The sequence below is a fragment of the Rhodococcus sp. ACT016 genome, assembly GCF_050477185.1.
Taxonomy (GTDB): domain Bacteria; phylum Actinomycetota; class Actinomycetes; order Mycobacteriales; family Mycobacteriaceae; genus Prescottella.
Map to the genome: position 1 here is coordinate 2,906,036 of NZ_JBEAET010000001.1, position 15,570 is coordinate 2,921,605.

The window sequence follows — 15,570 nt, forward strand, 5'->3', positions numbered from 1 at the left end:
CTGTTACTTGGTGCGGACCGGCACGAACGGCGGCGTGACGACCTTGCAGCGCAGGGTACGCCCACGCACGTCGACTGTGACCTCGTCACCCGCGGACAGACCCACCGAGGTGTCGAGCAGAGCCAACGCGATACCCAGCTTCAGGGTCGGCGAGAACGTGCCCGACGTCGTCTCACCGATCGCGGATCCGTCCTTCGACACCGTCTGGCCCTGCCGCAGCACACCACGATCGATCGCCTCGAGTCCCCACATGCGCCGAGCCGGACCGGCCTCCTTCTCGGCGACGAGGGCATCGCGCCCCCAGAACTGCGGCTTGTTCCAGCCGATCGCCCACCCGCAGCGGGCCTGCAGCGGGGAGATCTCGAGCGACAGCTCGTGTCCGTGCAGCGGGTAGCCGGCCTCGGTGCGCAGGGTGTCCCGCGCGCCCAGGCCCGCGACCTCGCCGCCCTGCGCACGGACGGCGTCGACGAGGGCCCGGAACACCGCCTCGCTGTCGGCCCAGCGGGGCAGCAGTTCGTAGCCGCGCTCGCCGGTGTAGCCGCTGCGGCACACCCGCACCGGAACGCCGTTCCAGTCGGCGTCGACGAAGCCCATGTATTCGAAGTCGGTGGGCAGCCCCAGCGCCGCGAGCACCTCCGCGGACCGCGGGCCCTGCACGGCGAACACCGCGTAGTCGCGGTGCTGGTCGGTGATCGTGACACCCTCCGGCGCGGCGGCCTGCAGGCGCGCGACGACGTCGGCGGTGTTGGCGGCATTCGGCACGAGGAAGACCTCGTCCTCGGCGACGTAGTAGGCGATCAGGTCGTCGACGACGCCGCCGGTCTCGGTGCAGCACAGCGTGTACTGGGCCTGGCCGGGTCCGATCTTGGCGAGGTCGGCGGTGAGGTGCGAGTTCACGAAGTCCGCCGCGCCGTCCCCCGCGACCAGGGCCTTACCCAGATGGCTCACGTCGAACAGTCCCACCGACTCGCGGACCGCGGTGTGCTCGGCGACGGTCCCGGCGTACGAGACGGGCATCTCCCACCCGCCGAACGGGGCGAAGGTGGCGCCGAGGTCGACGTGAACGGAGTGGATGGGGCCCTGCAGCAGCTGCGCGTCGCTCATGAGGCACAACGCTAGCCGAAGCCGTCACCGCACTAACATCGGAATTCGGCTACCACCTTCCCATTTGCCCCACCGCAGGAGATGCCCGTGCCCGCACCCTCTTCCCCCATCCGCAACCTCGGACCCGACCTGGCGCTCGTCGGCTCGCTCGGCAAGCGCGTCGACGTCCTCGTCATCGGTCTCACCACCGGCTCCGACGGACCGGAGGTCCTCGTGGGCGCCGGAGTCGACGAGGACGTACTCGCGGGTCTGCTCGACGACCTGCAGGCCGTCGGCGCGACCGGCAAGGCGGAGGAAGTGACCCGCGTGCCGGCCCCCGCGGTCCTATCCGTGTCGAGCGTGCTGGCCGTCGGCCTCGGCGCCGCCGACAAGATCGGCGCCGAGCAGGTCCGCAAGGCGGCCGGTGTCGCGGCGCGCGCGCTGTCCGGCGTCGCGACCGCGGCGACCACACTGTCGAGCGTCGACCTCGGCGCCGCGGCGGAAGGCTTCTACCTCGGCGCGTACGCGTTCAGCGAGTTCAAGGGCAAGTCCGCCCCCGGCACGGACGCGCAGCCGCTGGCCCGGGTGGAACTGCTCGTCGAGTCGCCGCGTGCGAAGGCGTCGAAGGACGTCCTGTCCCGGTCGGCCGCCGTGGCCGAGTCCGTCGCGACCGCCCGCGAACTGGTTAACACCCCGCCGAGCCACCTGTTCCCGGCCGAGTTCGCGGCCCGTGCCAAGGCCCTCGGGACCGCCGCCGGCCTGACCGTCAAGATCCTCGACGAGAAGGCCCTGGCGAAGGCCGGCTACGGCGGCATCGTCGGCGTCGGCCAGGGCTCGTCGCGCCCGCCGCGTCTGGTGCAGATGACGTACTCGTCGGGCAAGCGCCGCGGCGTCAAGAAGGTCGCGCTCGTCGGCAAGGGCGTGACGTTCGACACCGGCGGCATCTCGATCAAGCCCGCCGCGGGCATGGAGAACATGACCTCCGACATGGGCGGTGCCGCCGCCGTCGTCGCGACGGTGGTGCTCGCCGCGAAGCTGCGCCTGCCGGTCGACGTGACCGCTTGGGTGCCGATGGCCGAGAACATGCCGTCCGCCACCGCACAGCGTCCCGGCGATGTGCTCACCCAGTACGGCGGCACTACCGTCGAGGTCATCAACACCGACGCTGAGGGCCGGCTGATCCTGGCGGACGCCATCGCCCGCGCGTGCGAGGACAACCCGGACTACCTCATCGACACCGCGACGCTGACCGGCGCGCAGATGGTCGCGCTCGGCAACCGCACCCCCGGCGTCATGGGTACCGACGAGTTCCGCGACCGCGTCGCGGCGGTCTCGCAGGAGATCGGCGAGAACGCGTGGCCGATGCCGCTGCCCACCGAGCTGCGCGCCGACCTGAACTCGCGCGTCGCCGACCTGGCGAACGTCACCCCGCACCGCTGGGGCGGCATGCTCGCGGCCGCGATCTTCCTGAAGGAGTTCGTCGCCAACGGCGTGCAGTGGGCACACATCGACGTCGCGGGCCCGGCCTTCAACACCGGCGGACCGTTCGGCTACACCGGCAAGGGCGGCACCGGCGTCCCGGTCCGCACGATGATCTCGGTGCTCGAGGACATCGCCGCCAACGGCTAGGACGGCTGAGCGTATGCGCCCGTGCATCTGTCCCGACGGGGCCGACGCACGGGCGCGTCACTCGAGTTCGCGCGCCCGCTCACGCTTGCGTTCGATCCGGCGGCGGGCGTCGTAGTCGCGCATCCGCTGCGGGTAACCGGTCTTGCGCACGTCGTAGACGGGGATTCGCAGCTCCTCGCCGAGCTTCCTGGCGCCACGCTCGCCGCCGACTTTGCGCCTGGTCCACTCCCCGTCCGCGGCGACGAGCACGACCGTCAGCTCGGTGACCGTGGTCTGTGGTTCGACGTACGCCTCGACGCCGTGGTGCGAGCGCGCCCAGTCCGCAAGATGGCGCGCGTCGGAGTCCGCGGCCGAATCCGGCCGGGACCGCGTACGAGTGAAACGGTCGAACAACCCCACGTGAACTCTCCTCCCTGTGCGCCATGGGCCACCCCCTGGCGATCTGCCCGATTTTGCCAGCCGTCGCGTGCGGCGACGAGGAAACAGAGATGACACGCCCCTCGCACGACGCGCTCTGGGCATCAATGAAAGGATGGGCGGAGCGCGCAGCACGACGGGTCCGAAGCGCAGCACACCACCGGAGTGAGGCGCCTCGGAAACGTCGTACACAGCCGCCGGAACCGTGCTTCTCGAGCACAATGGTTTTCGACCACAAGTCGACAAAACTCAACAACCCGAACACAACCGTCGAGGAGTCAAAAGAAATGGCCTTCTCCGTCCAGATGCCAGCCCTGGGTGAATCCGTCACCGAGGGAACTGTCACGCGGTGGCTCAAGCAGGAAGGGGACACGGTCGAAGTCGACGAGCCGTTGCTCGAAGTCTCCACCGACAAGGTCGACACCGAGATCCCGTCCCCCGCTGCCGGTGTTCTGACGAAGATCGTCGCGCAGGAGGACGACACCGTCGAGATCGGTGGCGAGCTGGCCGTGATCGGTGAGGCCGGCGAGGCTCCCGCTCCCGCCGCTGCTCCCGCCCCGGCGGCTGCACCTGCCCCGGCTCCCGCCGCCGAGGCCGCTCCGGCTGCGGCTGCTCCTGCACCGGTGCCCGCCGCCGCGGCTCCCGCCGGTGCCGCTTCGGGTACCCCGGTCACGATGCCGGAGCTCGGCGAGTCGGTCACCGAGGGCACCGTCACCCGCTGGCTCAAGGCGATCGGCGACGAGGTCGCCGTGGACGAGCCCCTCCTCGAGGTTTCCACCGACAAGGTCGACACGGAGATCCCGTCCCCCGTCGCCGGTGTGCTGCTGGAGATCAACGCGCAGGAGGACGACACCGTCGACGTCGGCGGCCAGCTCGCCGTCATCGGCTCCGGCGCTCCGGCCGCAGCTGCCCCGGCCGCCCCGGCACCCGCACCGGCTCCGGCTCCGGCAGCACCGGCACCCGCCGCTCCCGCCCCGGCACCGGCTCCTGCCGCGGCTGCTCCGGCCGCTCCTGCTGCTCCGGCTGCTCCGGCCGCTCCGGCCGCTCCGGCCGCTCCGGCACCGTCGACCGACGGCGCGCCGTACGTCACGCCGCTGGTCCGTAAGCTCGCCGCGGACAACAACGTCGACCTCTCGAAGGTGACCGGCACCGGCGTCGGTGGCCGCATCCGGAAGCAGGACGTCCTCGCCGCCGCCGACGCGGCGAAGGCACCCGCTGCCGCGCCGGCAACTGCCGCACCCGCGGCCGCCGCACCGGCTCCGGCCGCGACCGCCGGCGTGCGCCCCGAGCTGGCCCACCTGCGTGGCACCACACAGAAGGTCAACCGGATCCGCCAGATCACGGCCGTCAAGACCCGTGAGTCGCTGCAGTCCACCGCGCAGCTGACCCAGACCTTCGAGGTCGACGTCACCAAGATCGCGGCGCTGCGTGCGCAGGCCAAGGCCGACTTCGCCGAGCGCGAGGGCGTCAACCTGACGTTCCTGCCGTTCTTCGCGAAGGCCGTCGTCGAGGCGCTCAAGGTTCACCCGAACGTGAACGCGAGCTACAACGAGGGCGCCAAGGAGATCACCTACCACGCTGCCGAGCACCTGGGCATCGCGGTCGACACCGAGCAGGGCCTGCTCTCCCCGGTCATCCACAACGCCGGCGACCTGTCGTTGGCCGGGCTGGCCCGCGCGATCGCCGACATCGCCAAGCGTGCCCGCACCGGTGGCCTCAAGCCGGACGAGCTGTCCGGTGGCACCTTCACCATCACCAACATCGGCAGCCAGGGCGCCCTGTTCGACACCCCGATCCTGGTGCCGCCGCAGGCGGCGATGCTGGGCACCGGCGCGATCGTCAAGCGCCCGGTCGTGGTCCAGGACGAGAACGGCAACGAGTCCATCGGCGTCCGCTCGATGTGCTACCTGCCGCTCACCTACGACCACCGTCTGGTCGACGGCGCCGACGCGGGTCGCTTCCTGACGACCATCAAGCAGCGCCTCGAGGAGGCGTCGTTCGAGGCCGATCTGGGCCTGTAAGGGTTCGCCGGGTCACACACTCGACGTGAGTCGTCGACGAGGGGCACCATCTCCACGAGGGATGGTGCCCCTCGTCGTTTCCCGACACCAAGGAGGAATCCCATGCGCGTGGTCGTCGCGGGCTCGTCCGGCCTGATCGGCAGCGCCCTCGTCGAGGCACTGCGGCGCGACGGCCACGACGTCGCGCGACTGGTCCGACGACGTCCGTCGGGCAGCAACGAATTCGAGTGGAATCCGCAGGCCGGTGTCGTCGACGACGCCGCCCTCCGTGGCGCCGACGCCGTCGTGAACCTGTGCGGCGCCGGCATCGGTGACCGGCGTTGGTCGGGTGCGTACAAGCAGGCCCTGCGGGACAGTCGCCTCACCCCCACCGACGTCCTGGCGCACGCCGTCGTGGACGCCGGTGTCCCGGTGCTCGTCAACGGCAGCGCCATCGGTTACTACGGCAACACCGGGGACCGGATCGTCGACGAACGCACCCCATCCGGAGGCGGGTTCCTGGCCCAGCTGTGCCGCGACTGGGAGGCCGCGACTGCGCCCGCCCGGGACGCCGGCGTCCGCGTCGTATCCGTGCGCACCGCCACGGTGCTGGCACCGAGCGGCGGGATGCTCGGCCGCTTGCGCCCGCTGTACTCGCTCGGGCTGGGTGGCCGCCTCGGCAGCGGGCGGCAGTACTTCTCGTGGGTGTCCCTGGCCGACGAGGTCGCCGCCATCAAGTTCGCCCTGACGCACGACGTGCGCGGCCCGGTGAACCTGTGCGCGCCCGAGCCGATCACCAATGCCCAGTTCAACGGCGCGATGGGCCGGGCAGCCCATCGGCCGGCTCCGTGGGTGGTTCCTGGGTTCGCCCTGTCGGCGCTGCTCGGCGAGTTCGCCCGGGAGGCGGTGCTGACCGGGCAACGCGCAGTCCCCACCGCCCTTCAGCAGGCCGGTTTCGCGTTCCGCCACGCCACCATCGACGCCGCACTCGGATACGCGTTCGGGCACTGACCCGGCCTCCCCGCCCGGCCGGCCGACGGTAGGCGGCTCAGGCGTAACGTCGTGAGCCATGAGCAGTGCCACCGCATCGGCCCGAATCAGTTCCCAGCCGATGGCCGTCGAGAATCTCGGACGCATCGACTACATGGACGCGTGGGAGCAGCAGCGCGTCCTCGCCGGATCCCGCGCGGACGACGAGGGAAGCGACACCCTGCTCCTCCTCGAGCACCCGGCCGTCTACACCGCCGGTCGCCGGACCGCACCCGAAGACCGCCCGATGGACGGCACCCCGGTCATCGACGTCGACCGCGGCGGCAAGATCACGTGGCACGGTCCCGGCCAGCTGGTCGGCTACCCCATCGTCAAGCTCGCCGAGCCGGTCGACGTGGTCAACTACGTCCGCCGGATCGAGCAGGCGCTGATCGAGGTGTGCACCGACCTCGGCATCACCTGCGGCCGCGTCGAGGGCCGGTCCGGTGTGTGGCTGCCGGCCACGCTGGTCGACGGCCAGTGGCTGCCCGAACGCAAGGTCGCCGCGATCGGCGTCCGCGTCCAGCGCGGGGTCACGATGCACGGCTTCGCCCTCAACTGCAACGCCGTACTCGACGGCTTCGACAACATCGTCCCGTGCGGCATCCGGGACGCCGGCGTCACGACGTTGTCGCGCGAACTCGGCCGCGACGTCACGATCGACGACGTCACTCCGGCGGTCACCGAGGCGGTGCTGGCGGCACTCGACGGGACCCTCCCGGTGACGGTCCACGACATCGAGCGTGTGACGTTCGACACCGCGGCGGTGCAGCGCCTCGAACCCGCCGTGCGGACCCCGGAGTTCACCACCGTTCGGTTCGGCTGACAGGCCCCGCCCAGCCCCGAGCGAAGGATCGGTCAGGCGTACGATCGGGGTCGTGACTGTCGCCCCAGAAGGACGGAAGCTGCTCCGCATCGAGATCCGAAACGCGGAAACTCCGATCGAACGCAAGCCCAATTGGATCCGGACCCGCGCGAAGATGGGTCCGGAGTACACCGAGCTCAAGGGGCTGGTGAAGAACGAAGGCCTGCATACGGTCTGCGAGGAAGCCGGCTGCCCCAACATCTACGAGTGCTGGGAGGACCGCGAGGCCACGTTCCTCATCGGCGGTGAACAGTGCACCCGCCGTTGCGACTTCTGCCAGATCGACACCGGCAAGCCCGCCGAACTCGATCGTGACGAACCCCGCCGCGTCGCCGAGAGCGTCCAGGCGATGGGCCTGCGCTACTCGACGATCACCGGCGTCGCCCGGGACGATCTGCCCGACGGCGGCGCGTGGCTGTACGCGGAGACGGTCCGCCAGATCCACGCCATGAACCCGGGCACGGGTGTCGAGAACCTGGTCCCCGACTTCAACGGCAAGCCCGACCTGCTGGCCGAGGTGTTCGAGTCCCGCCCCGAGGTGCTTGCGCACAATCTGGAGACGGTGCCGCGCATCTTCAAGCGGATCCGCCCGGCGTTCCGCTACGAGCGCTCGCTCGGCGTGATCAGCGCGGCCCGCGACTTCGGCCTCGTCACCAAGTCGAATCTCATCCTCGGTATGGGCGAGACCCCCGAGGAAGTGCACCAGGCGATGGTGGACCTGCACGAGGCCGGCTGCGACATCATCACCATCACGCAGTACCTGCGCCCGTCGCCGCGGCACCACCCGGTCGAACGTTGGGTCAAGCCGGAGGAGTTCGTCGAGCACTCCAAGGCCGCCGAGGAGATCGGTTTCGCGGGCGTCATGGCCGGGCCGCTGGTCCGCTCGTCGTACCGGGCCGGACGCCTCTACGCGCAGGCGATGGCACACCACGGTCGGGAGCTGCCCGAGGGTCAGGCCCACCTCGCCGAGGAGGGCAGCGCCTCACAGGAGGCCAGCTCGGTTCTCGAACGCCTCGCTCGCGCCTGACGTGCGCTCTCCCCTCACCGCGCGCGCGGTAGTGCGCGGTGAGGGACGTATCCTGTGAGGTATGGCGAACGGCAGTAGGTCCGGAAAAGCGGGCAAACCAAGCAAGGAAGCGAAGGCCGCAGCGAAGGCGGCTCGCAAGCAGGCGTCCAAGGAACGCCGGACTCAGCTCTGGCAGGCATTCCAGATGCAGCGCAAGGAAGACAAGCTGCTGCTGCCGCTGATCATCGGTGCCGTGGTGCTGAGCGCGGTCGTGTTCTTCCTGATCGGCCTGATCTTCGGCATTGAGTGGTTCCTGCTGCCGATCGGCATCCTCATCGGCGTGCTGCTCGCCTTCATCATCTTCGGCAAGCGCGTCCAGAAGACGGTCTACGGCAAGGCCGAGGGCCAGGCCGGCGCCGCCGCGTGGGCGCTCGAGAACATGCAGGGCGCGTGGCGCGTGACCAACGCCGTCGCCGGCACCACCCAGCTGGACGCCGTGCACCGGGTGATCGGCCGGCCCGGCGTGATCCTGGTCGCCGAGGGTTCGCCGCAGCGCGTCAAGGGCCTGCTCGCGCAGGAGAAGAAGAAGACCGCACGGCTGGTCGGCGATACCCCGATCTACGACTTCGTCGTCGGCAACGACGAGGGCCAGGTGCCGCTGTCGCAGCTCACCAAGCAGCTCAACAAGCTGCCGCGCAACATCGACACCAAGCGCATGGATTCGATCGAGTCGCGCCTCGCGGCGATCGGCAGCCGCACCGGCGCCGCGATGCCGAAGGGCCCGCTGCCTCCGGGCGCGAAGATGAAGGGCATGCAGCGCACGATCCGTCGCCGCTGACCTCTCCCCCACGTGACCGAATGTCACATCGGTTCAGTTGGACTGAACCGATGTGACATTCGGCGTCTACGGGTGTCTACGAAGTGGCTGCGTTCAGCGGACGCGAACCAGACCGGTGCCGGTCGCGCGGTCGTGCATGCCGCGACCGTCCACGTCGGTGACGACGGCGGGGACGATGAACACCATCAGCGCCTGTCGGACCAGCGCCCGGACGAATCCGACCTTGGCCGGGGCGTCGACGCGCGCGACCTGCAGCCCCATCATGTACTGGCCCGGCGTGAACGAGAACAGCGAGACGCAGGCGACGCCCACCACGAACCACAGCATCATGGTGTAGGTGCCGAGCCGCGGGTTCTGCAGCGGCTCCTCACCGATCAGCAGGAGCACGACGCCGGCCGCGCTGAGCCAGTCGATAGCGAGGGCCGCGACGCGGCGAGCGGTCGGGGCCAGTGACCCGGGACCGTCGGCCGGCAACCCCAGCAGCTCACCTCGGTAGGCCTGCGCCGTGGTCTGATTCTTCGGCAGTGCCGCCGAGGGTCCGGAGAGCCAGGAACCGGTCATACGTGCCATGCCATCCAGGATAGGCGTCGACGTGCGCGGACCGACCGGACGGCGGCCGATCGGTGCTGCTCGTCACACCCTTGCACCGTGGGAATGCTCACATTCGCCCCGCGTAGGCACGTGAACTCCGACGTGTAACACCGGCGAAACATAGGCTTGATTAACGGGCAACACCGCGTATCTACCGTCTTGCCTCGACGAAACCGCCGAAACCCGACCGGCAGGTAACCGACTGAAGGAGCACCAACGTGGCTTTCACCACGGCCGAAGAGGTCATCAAATACATCGCCGACGAAAATGTCGAGTTCGTCGACATTCGCTTCAGTGACCTGCCCGGCGTCCAGCAGCACTTCTCCATCCCGGCGTCCGCCTTCAACAAGGACGTCTTCGAGGACGGGCTCGCCTTCGACGGTTCTTCGGTTCGCGGTTTCCAGTCGATCCACGAGTCGGACATGATGCTGCTGCCCGACGTCTCCACGGCGCGCATCGATCCGTTCCGCAAGGCCCGCACGCTGAACATGGACTTCTTCGTCCACGACCCGTTCACCCGTGAGGCGTACAGCCGCGACCCCCGCAACGTCGCGCGCAAGGCCGAGGAGTACCTGAAGTCCACCGGCATCGCCGACACCGCGTTCTTCGGTGCCGAGGCGGAGTTCTACATCTTCGACAACGTCTCGTACGACTCGAGCATGAACGGCGCGTTCTACGAGCTCGACTCGATCTCGGGCGCCTGGAACACCGGCAACGACCGCAACGCGGACGGCAGCCCGAACCTCGGCTACAAGGTGCGCGCGAAGGGCGGCTACTTCCCCGTCGCTCCGTACGACCACTACGTCGACCTGCGCGACGACATCTCCACCAACCTGCAGAACGCGGGCTTCGAGCTCGAGCGCGGCCACCACGAGGTGGGCACCGGCGGCCAGCAGGAGATCAACTACAAGTTCAACACGCTGCTCGCGGCTGCCGACGACCTGCAGCTGTTCAAGTACATCGTGAAGAACACGGCGTGGCAGCACGGCAAGTCGGCCACCTTCATGCCGAAGCCGCTGTTCGGTGACAACGGCTCGGGCATGCACGTGCACCAGTCGCTGTGGAAGGACGGCAAGCCGCTGTTCCACGACGAGGCCGGCTACGCGGGTCTGTCCGACCTCGCCCGCTGGTACATCGGCGGCATCCTGCACCACGCGCCGTCGCTGCTGGCGTTCACGAACCCGACGATCAACTCGTACCACCGCCTGGTGCCGGGCTACGAGGCCCCGATCAACCTGGTCTACAGCCAGCGCAACCGCTCGGCGGCCGTCCGCATCCCGATCACCGGCAACAATCCGAAGGCCAAGCGCCTCGAGTTCCGCGCGCCGGACTCGTCGGGCAACCCGTACCTGAACTTCGCCGCGCAGATGATGGCCGGCCTGGACGGCATCAAGAACAAGATCGAGCCGATGGCTCCGGTCGACAAGGACCTCTACGAGCTCCCGCCGGAGGAGGCCCGCAACATCCCGCAGGCGCCCACCAGCCTGTCGGCGGTCATCGACCGGCTCGAGCAGGATCACGACTACCTCACCGAGGGTGGCGTGTTCACCACCGACCTGATCGAGACCTGGATCTCGCTCAAGCGCGAGCAGGAGATCGCCCCGGTCAATCTGCGTCCGCACCCGTACGAGTTCGAGCTGTACTACGACTGCTGATCGATTCGGCCGCCTGACCTGCATCGGGACGGTCGGGTAGTCGACTGCGATACGCAGTATCTTTCGGACGAGTCCATCCGCGCCGCGATCCCAGGATCGCACTGCGGGTGGACTCGTCCGCGTTTGCGCCCGACACTGGGGTGAGCACACTTCCAGTCGTCAGGGGGTGCTTGGCCGATGGCCGGCGAACCAGTCCTCGTTCCCGGGGCCGGCGGCGTGGGCAGGGCCGTCGTCGATCAGCTGCGCGCTCGCGACGTGCCGGTCCGGGTGATGGTCCGCCGCGACGACGCCCGCGCGGCCGAGGTGCGCGCGCTCGGTGCGGAGGTGGTCGTCGGGGACCTGACCAGGCCGGAGACAGTCGCGGCCGCGCTCGACGGCGTCGGGCGGATGTACTTCGCGATGAGTGTGTCTCCGGACCTCCTGCTCGCCACGACCGTGGTGGCCACGGTGGCGCGCGAGTACGGAAAGCTCGACGGTCTGGTGAACATGTCGCAGATGACGGTGTCCCAGATGACCGCCACGAGCACGGCCGAGTCGCACCAGCAGCGACTGCACTGGCTCTCTGAGCAGGTGCTGAACTGGTCCGGGCTGCCGGTGGTCCATCTGAGACCGACCGTGTTCCTCGACAACCCGCTGTTCACGACGCTGGCGGCGCAGTCGATCCGCGAACGCGGCACGCTGGCGTTGCCGTTCGGCGAGGGCCGGACCTCGCCGATCGCGATCGACGACGTGGCGCGGACGGCGGCCACCGTGCTGCTCGATCCGGCCCCGCGCGGCGGGCACGTGTACGAGCTGACCGGTCCGCGCACGCTCGACATGAACGGGGTGGCGGCGGAGTTCTCGCGGGGGCTGGGGCGCGTCGTGTCGTTCGAGGACGTGCCGCTGGACCGGTGGCTGGCCGACGTGCTCTCGAAGGCTGGGCTGCCACCGCACACCGAGCAGCACATCGCGACCATGGCACGGCTGCACCGGGAGAACCGCTACGACCGCGCATCGGACGACGTCCGGCGCCTGACCGGGACACCGGCGCAGACGGTCGAGGAGTACGTGGCCGCCCGCAAGGACTTCTACCTCGGTTGAGCCTCGACATGCGACGAGCCCCGTTCACACCGTGGTGTGAACGGGGCTCGTGCCGTTTCGAGCGGGGCTCGGATCAGTAGCGGCTGGCGCCGGAGAAGGGCATCGCGTCGATCGACGAGACCTTCACGTTCTCACCCTCGGTGGGGGCGTGGACGACCTTGCCGCCGCCGATGTAGATGCCGACGTGCTCGTTGCCGTAGAAGCCGACGACGTCACCGGGCTGCAGGTTGGCCTTGGACACTCCGGTGCCGCCGCCGACCTGGTCGTAGCTGACGCGGGGGACGGAGACGCCGGCCTGCTTGTGGGCCCACTGCACGAGGCCGGAGCAGTCGAACGAGCTCGGGCCGGTGGCGCCCCAGACGTAGGGGGAGCCGATCTTGGACTGCGCGGCGTTGGCGATGGCCTGGCCGTGTGAGGCAACCTGGGTCGGCTGGAGCGCGGTGTTGCCCCAGCTCGGAACGGTGAGGGGCTGTGCCATCGCGGGGGCGACGGGGATCATGAGGGCGCCGGCGGTGACTGCACCGAGCAGCAGGCCACGGGTCGTACGGGTCAGGCGGGTGGTCTTCAGGGCCATTCGAGGGTCCTCCGGGTCTTGCTTGTGGTCCGACACTTGGTCTGGCATCGGTGTTCGGGCACAACCCAGAGTTCCGGCGTTATCGGATCGAAACATCGGTAGAACTACGCACAGGGGTACCTGTTCGGCCATGCGGGTATACGTGCTATTCGCCCGGATCGCTCGACGGCCGGGCCCGCAATAGCGCTCTCACCAGGTGATATGCACTGCGCGAACAGAGGAGGAGGCTACCGACGCGACTGCGCGGTTCGTGATCCATACCACGGCATCACGATGTAACGGTGGCCCGAGAATGGCCCGCAGGCCGTGAGATCACGGTCGGACGATCACGGTTTCGCTACGTCAGGAACGTGTGTGACGACATCGCAACGTCGTGTCATCCGGGCAGTTTGCTCGCCAGGACGTCGACCTTCGTGATGGTCGGATGGGAGACGAAGAGTTCGTCGGCACGGGCCATGAGGGCCTGAGCGACGCGACCGGCCAGGTGCGCCTGGCGGCCGGTGTCGTCCGGGAAGGCGTCGAAGATGCCGAAGGTGGCCGGGCCGAACCGGAGCGCGAACCAGGCGGTAGTGTCCGGCTCCTGCCGGACCAGGGCCAGTGCGCTCTCGAGGAACTCCGCGACCTGCTGTTCCTTCCCACGCTTCGCCTCGACGCGAACCAACAGTGCTGCGCTGACCATCGGGCACCTCCGAAAACGACCGGTACCTCTCACTGTTCTCGGGGGCGCGGGCGACGTCAATGAGAAGGGGCGCCGCGACGACCATCGTCACGGCGCCCCATCACAGGAACTGTCAGTCGAGTGCGGCGAACCTCGGAAGGAGGTGTTCCGCCACCTGCTTCGCCTCGTCGATCAGCGGCCAGCCGGCCAGGATGAGCGACGTCAGGCCCGTCCGCTCCCGGAGGGTCCGGACGTGGTCGGTGATCTCGTCGGGGGCACCGACGTAGTACACCGCCGACGATCCGGTGGCGAAGATGTCGAGCGGCGACCACGCGGTGATGCCGGCGTACAGGCCGTCGCCCAGGTAGAGATCGTTCGGTTCCGGGAGCTTGCCCGCGACGATCGCGTCGACCCAGCCCTGACGCTGCGCGTCGCGTGCCGTGAACGTCTTCAGGTCCTGCTTGCCCGCGGTCCGGCGCCGCACCGCCTTGTCGAGGACCTCGGTGATCTGGTCGATGCCGGTCTTCTCGAACAGCGACCGGAATCGCTCCACCGCCTCGTCCCGGCTCGGACGGACGATCACGCCGGACAACGCGCCGAAGTCGGTGAACTCACGACCCGCTGCCGCCGCTGCCGCCCGCGCGCCGGCGAACTTGTCCTCGATGAACGACGTCTCGCGCAGCATCGCCAGGTACGCGTCGAGCACCTTGCCCGAGTTGGCCAGGCCCGCCGGGGAGTCCCCGGTGCCCCACAGTGGCACCTCGTGGTCGGCCGGGCGGTCGAGCCGCAGCGGCGTGTTCGGGAAGTTCGACTCGGTGCCCTCCCGGTAGTAGCGCCGGAAGTCCGCCCAGTACTGCTCCCCCAGCTCGTACCGCCGGTCGTGCTCGACGTTCATGTCGTACTTGGTGAGGATGTTGTCGCGGCCGTTCACCGAGTTGATCATCAGCCGTCCGCCGGTGAAGGCGTCGAACGTCAGCGCCTTCTCGGCGAGCAGACGGGCGGGAATCATGTTGGCGTACACCGCGACGAGGAACTTCATGCGCGTGGTGTGCGACGCGGCCCACGTCGCGGAGGCGAACGGATCGTTCGACCACGTGGCGACCAGCGCGCCGTCGAATCCGCCGTCGTCGATGGTCTTGGCGAGCTCGATCTGACGCGCGCCGTCCACCGGATAGAGCCCGCCCGGGCTCCACGGGTAGTCGCCGTCCGCCTGGGTCAGGTACCAGAAAGTCTGGAGGCTCATCGGTTTCCGCCCTCGGTCGACAGATCGATCGTATCGATGCGGGCACGCTCGGCGAGGGTGGCCGCATCGACCGCGTACAGCGCGTCGAGATACTCGACCGCGAACGATCCGGGGCCCGAGGACTTCTCGGCCGCGATCTCGGACGCGACCGCGACGTGCGCGTGTGCCGCGGCGAGACCCACGAGCGGGGACGGTGCCACCGCGAGATAGGCGGCGACCAGACCGCCGAGCGAGCAGCCGGTGGAGGTCACCCGCGGCAGCAGATCGCTGCCGCCGGCGATACGGACACCGACGACGGCGCCGTCGGCGTCCCGTCCGACCAGGTGATCCACCGGCCCGGATGCCGAGACGGCCTCGGCGTGCGCGAGCAGTGCGACGGCCGCGGGCACCGCCGCGGCGGGGTCGTCGGAGCTGTCGACGCCGCGGGTGTCGCCACCGAGTCCCGCGAGCGCGATGACCTCGGAGGCGTTGCCCCGGATGACCGTCGGGCGGTACGTCAGCAGATCGACCGCGAGGCCGCTGCGCCACGGCAGGCCGCCGACACCGACCGGGTCGAGCACCCACGGTGTCCCGGCGTCGTGCGCGGCCTCCGCGGCGAGCGTGAAGGCGGCGGCCGTGCCGTCGTCGGGCGTGCCGAGGTTGACCAGGACGCCGCCCGCGATCCGGGCGAACCCGGCCGCCTCGTGGGCGTTGTCGATGTGCGCGTTGCTCGCGCCGGCGGCGAGGACGACGTTGGTGAGGAAGTTCGCCGAGACAATGTTGGTCAGCGAATGGACGAGGGGCACCTGGGCGCGGAGCGCGGTCAGGGCGTCGGCGAGGTCGTCGCCGGTGAGAACTGCGGTCATCGGAAATCCTTGGGCAGAGCGGTATTCGGATCGGGGCGGATCAGGACCGGCGACATC

At 69.4% G+C, this 15,570-nt stretch carries 15 protein-coding genes; 8 read left to right on the forward strand and 7 right to left on the reverse strand.

All coding sequences use genetic code 11. From position 1 onward, the window contains the following. Positions 1-3 precede the first annotated feature (3 nt). Positions 4-1,104, reverse strand: a complete 1,101-nt coding sequence (gene gcvT, locus ACQ5DX_RS13315; protein ID WP_430333073.1) for a glycine cleavage system aminomethyltransferase GcvT — start codon at positions 1,102-1,104, stop codon at positions 4-6. Positions 1,105-1,185: 81 nt separating this feature from the next. On the opposite strand from gcvT, the gene ACQ5DX_RS13320 reads away from it, so the two are divergent. After that, positions 1,186-2,712: a leucyl aminopeptidase gene (locus ACQ5DX_RS13320; protein WP_430333074.1), complete on the forward strand. Its 1,527-nt coding sequence runs from the start codon at positions 1,186-1,188 to the stop codon at positions 2,710-2,712. A gap of 57 nt (positions 2,713-2,769) precedes the next feature. On the opposite strand, the gene ACQ5DX_RS13325 is transcribed toward ACQ5DX_RS13320, so the two are convergent. Beyond that, positions 2,770-3,111, reverse strand: a complete 342-nt coding sequence (locus tag ACQ5DX_RS13325) for an oxidoreductase (protein WP_430333075.1) — start codon at positions 3,109-3,111, stop codon at positions 2,770-2,772. A gap of 305 nt (positions 3,112-3,416) precedes the next feature. Between ACQ5DX_RS13325 and sucB the strand changes: the two genes are divergently transcribed. The 5 genes from sucB (at position 3,417) to ACQ5DX_RS13350 (ending at position 8,867) form a co-directional block, all read left to right on the forward strand. After that, the gene (gene sucB / locus ACQ5DX_RS13330) at positions 3,417-5,150 is read left to right on the forward strand and encodes a 2-oxoglutarate dehydrogenase, E2 component, dihydrolipoamide succinyltransferase (RefSeq protein ID WP_430333076.1); all 1,734 of its coding nucleotides are present in this window, start codon (positions 3,417-3,419) and stop codon (positions 5,148-5,150) included. A 102-nt stretch (positions 5,151-5,252) separates the two neighbouring features. Continuing rightward, entirely contained in the window at positions 5,253-6,140 is an 888-nt protein-coding gene (locus tag ACQ5DX_RS13335) for a TIGR01777 family oxidoreductase (RefSeq protein ID WP_430333077.1), read from the forward strand. 58 nt (positions 6,141-6,198) lie between these two features. Continuing rightward, positions 6,199-6,984 carry a lipoyl(octanoyl) transferase LipB gene (lipB, locus tag ACQ5DX_RS13340; protein WP_430333078.1) on the forward strand — a complete coding sequence of 262 codons (786 nt, stop codon included), beginning with the start codon at positions 6,199-6,201 and terminating at the stop codon, positions 6,982-6,984. 52 nt (positions 6,985-7,036) lie between these two features. Beyond that, positions 7,037-8,050: a lipoyl synthase gene (lipA, locus tag ACQ5DX_RS13345; protein WP_430333079.1), complete on the forward strand. Its 1,014-nt coding sequence runs from the start codon at positions 7,037-7,039 to the stop codon at positions 8,048-8,050. Positions 8,051-8,111: 61 nt separating this feature from the next. Next, the gene (locus tag ACQ5DX_RS13350) at positions 8,112-8,867 is read left to right on the forward strand and encodes a DUF4191 domain-containing protein (protein ID WP_430333080.1); all 756 of its coding nucleotides are present in this window, start codon (positions 8,112-8,114) and stop codon (positions 8,865-8,867) included. Positions 8,868-8,960: 93 nt separating this feature from the next. Here ACQ5DX_RS13350 and ACQ5DX_RS13355 read toward each other — a convergent pair whose 3' ends face one another. Further along, positions 8,961-9,437 (reverse strand): RDD family protein, encoded by a 477-nt coding sequence (locus ACQ5DX_RS13355; RefSeq protein WP_430333081.1) that lies wholly within the window; start codon positions 9,435-9,437, stop codon positions 8,961-8,963. A gap of 239 nt (positions 9,438-9,676) precedes the next feature. On the opposite strand from ACQ5DX_RS13355, the gene glnA reads away from it, so the two are divergent. Beyond that, positions 9,677-11,113: a type I glutamate--ammonia ligase gene (gene glnA, locus ACQ5DX_RS13360; RefSeq protein WP_430333082.1), complete on the forward strand. Its 1,437-nt coding sequence runs from the start codon at positions 9,677-9,679 to the stop codon at positions 11,111-11,113. Positions 11,114-11,290: 177 nt separating this feature from the next. Then, the gene (locus tag ACQ5DX_RS13365; protein WP_430333083.1) at positions 11,291-12,193 is read left to right on the forward strand and encodes an NAD(P)H-binding protein; all 903 of its coding nucleotides are present in this window, start codon (positions 11,291-11,293) and stop codon (positions 12,191-12,193) included. A gap of 73 nt (positions 12,194-12,266) precedes the next feature. Here the strand turns inward: ACQ5DX_RS13365 and ACQ5DX_RS13370 are convergent, their stop codons facing one another. From ACQ5DX_RS13370 to thiM, 4 genes are all read right to left on the reverse strand, one after another. Next, positions 12,267-12,767, reverse strand: coding sequence for a C40 family peptidase (locus ACQ5DX_RS13370; RefSeq protein WP_430333084.1), 501 nt, complete (start codon positions 12,765-12,767; stop codon positions 12,267-12,269). A gap of 376 nt (positions 12,768-13,143) precedes the next feature. Next, positions 13,144-13,446 carry a putative quinol monooxygenase gene (locus tag ACQ5DX_RS13375; protein ID WP_430333085.1) on the reverse strand — a complete coding sequence of 101 codons (303 nt, stop codon included), beginning with the start codon at positions 13,444-13,446 and terminating at the stop codon, positions 13,144-13,146. A 112-nt stretch (positions 13,447-13,558) separates the two neighbouring features. Then, complete coding sequence (locus ACQ5DX_RS13380; RefSeq protein ID WP_430333086.1) at positions 13,559-14,668, reverse strand: LLM class flavin-dependent oxidoreductase; 1,110 nt, start codon at positions 14,666-14,668, stop codon at positions 13,559-13,561. Beyond that, positions 14,665-15,513 (reverse strand): hydroxyethylthiazole kinase, encoded by an 849-nt coding sequence (gene thiM, locus ACQ5DX_RS13385; protein ID WP_430333087.1) that lies wholly within the window; start codon positions 15,511-15,513, stop codon positions 14,665-14,667. Before thiM ends, ACQ5DX_RS13380 begins: the two co-directional genes overlap by 4 nt. Positions 15,514-15,570: the final 57 nt, after the last annotated feature.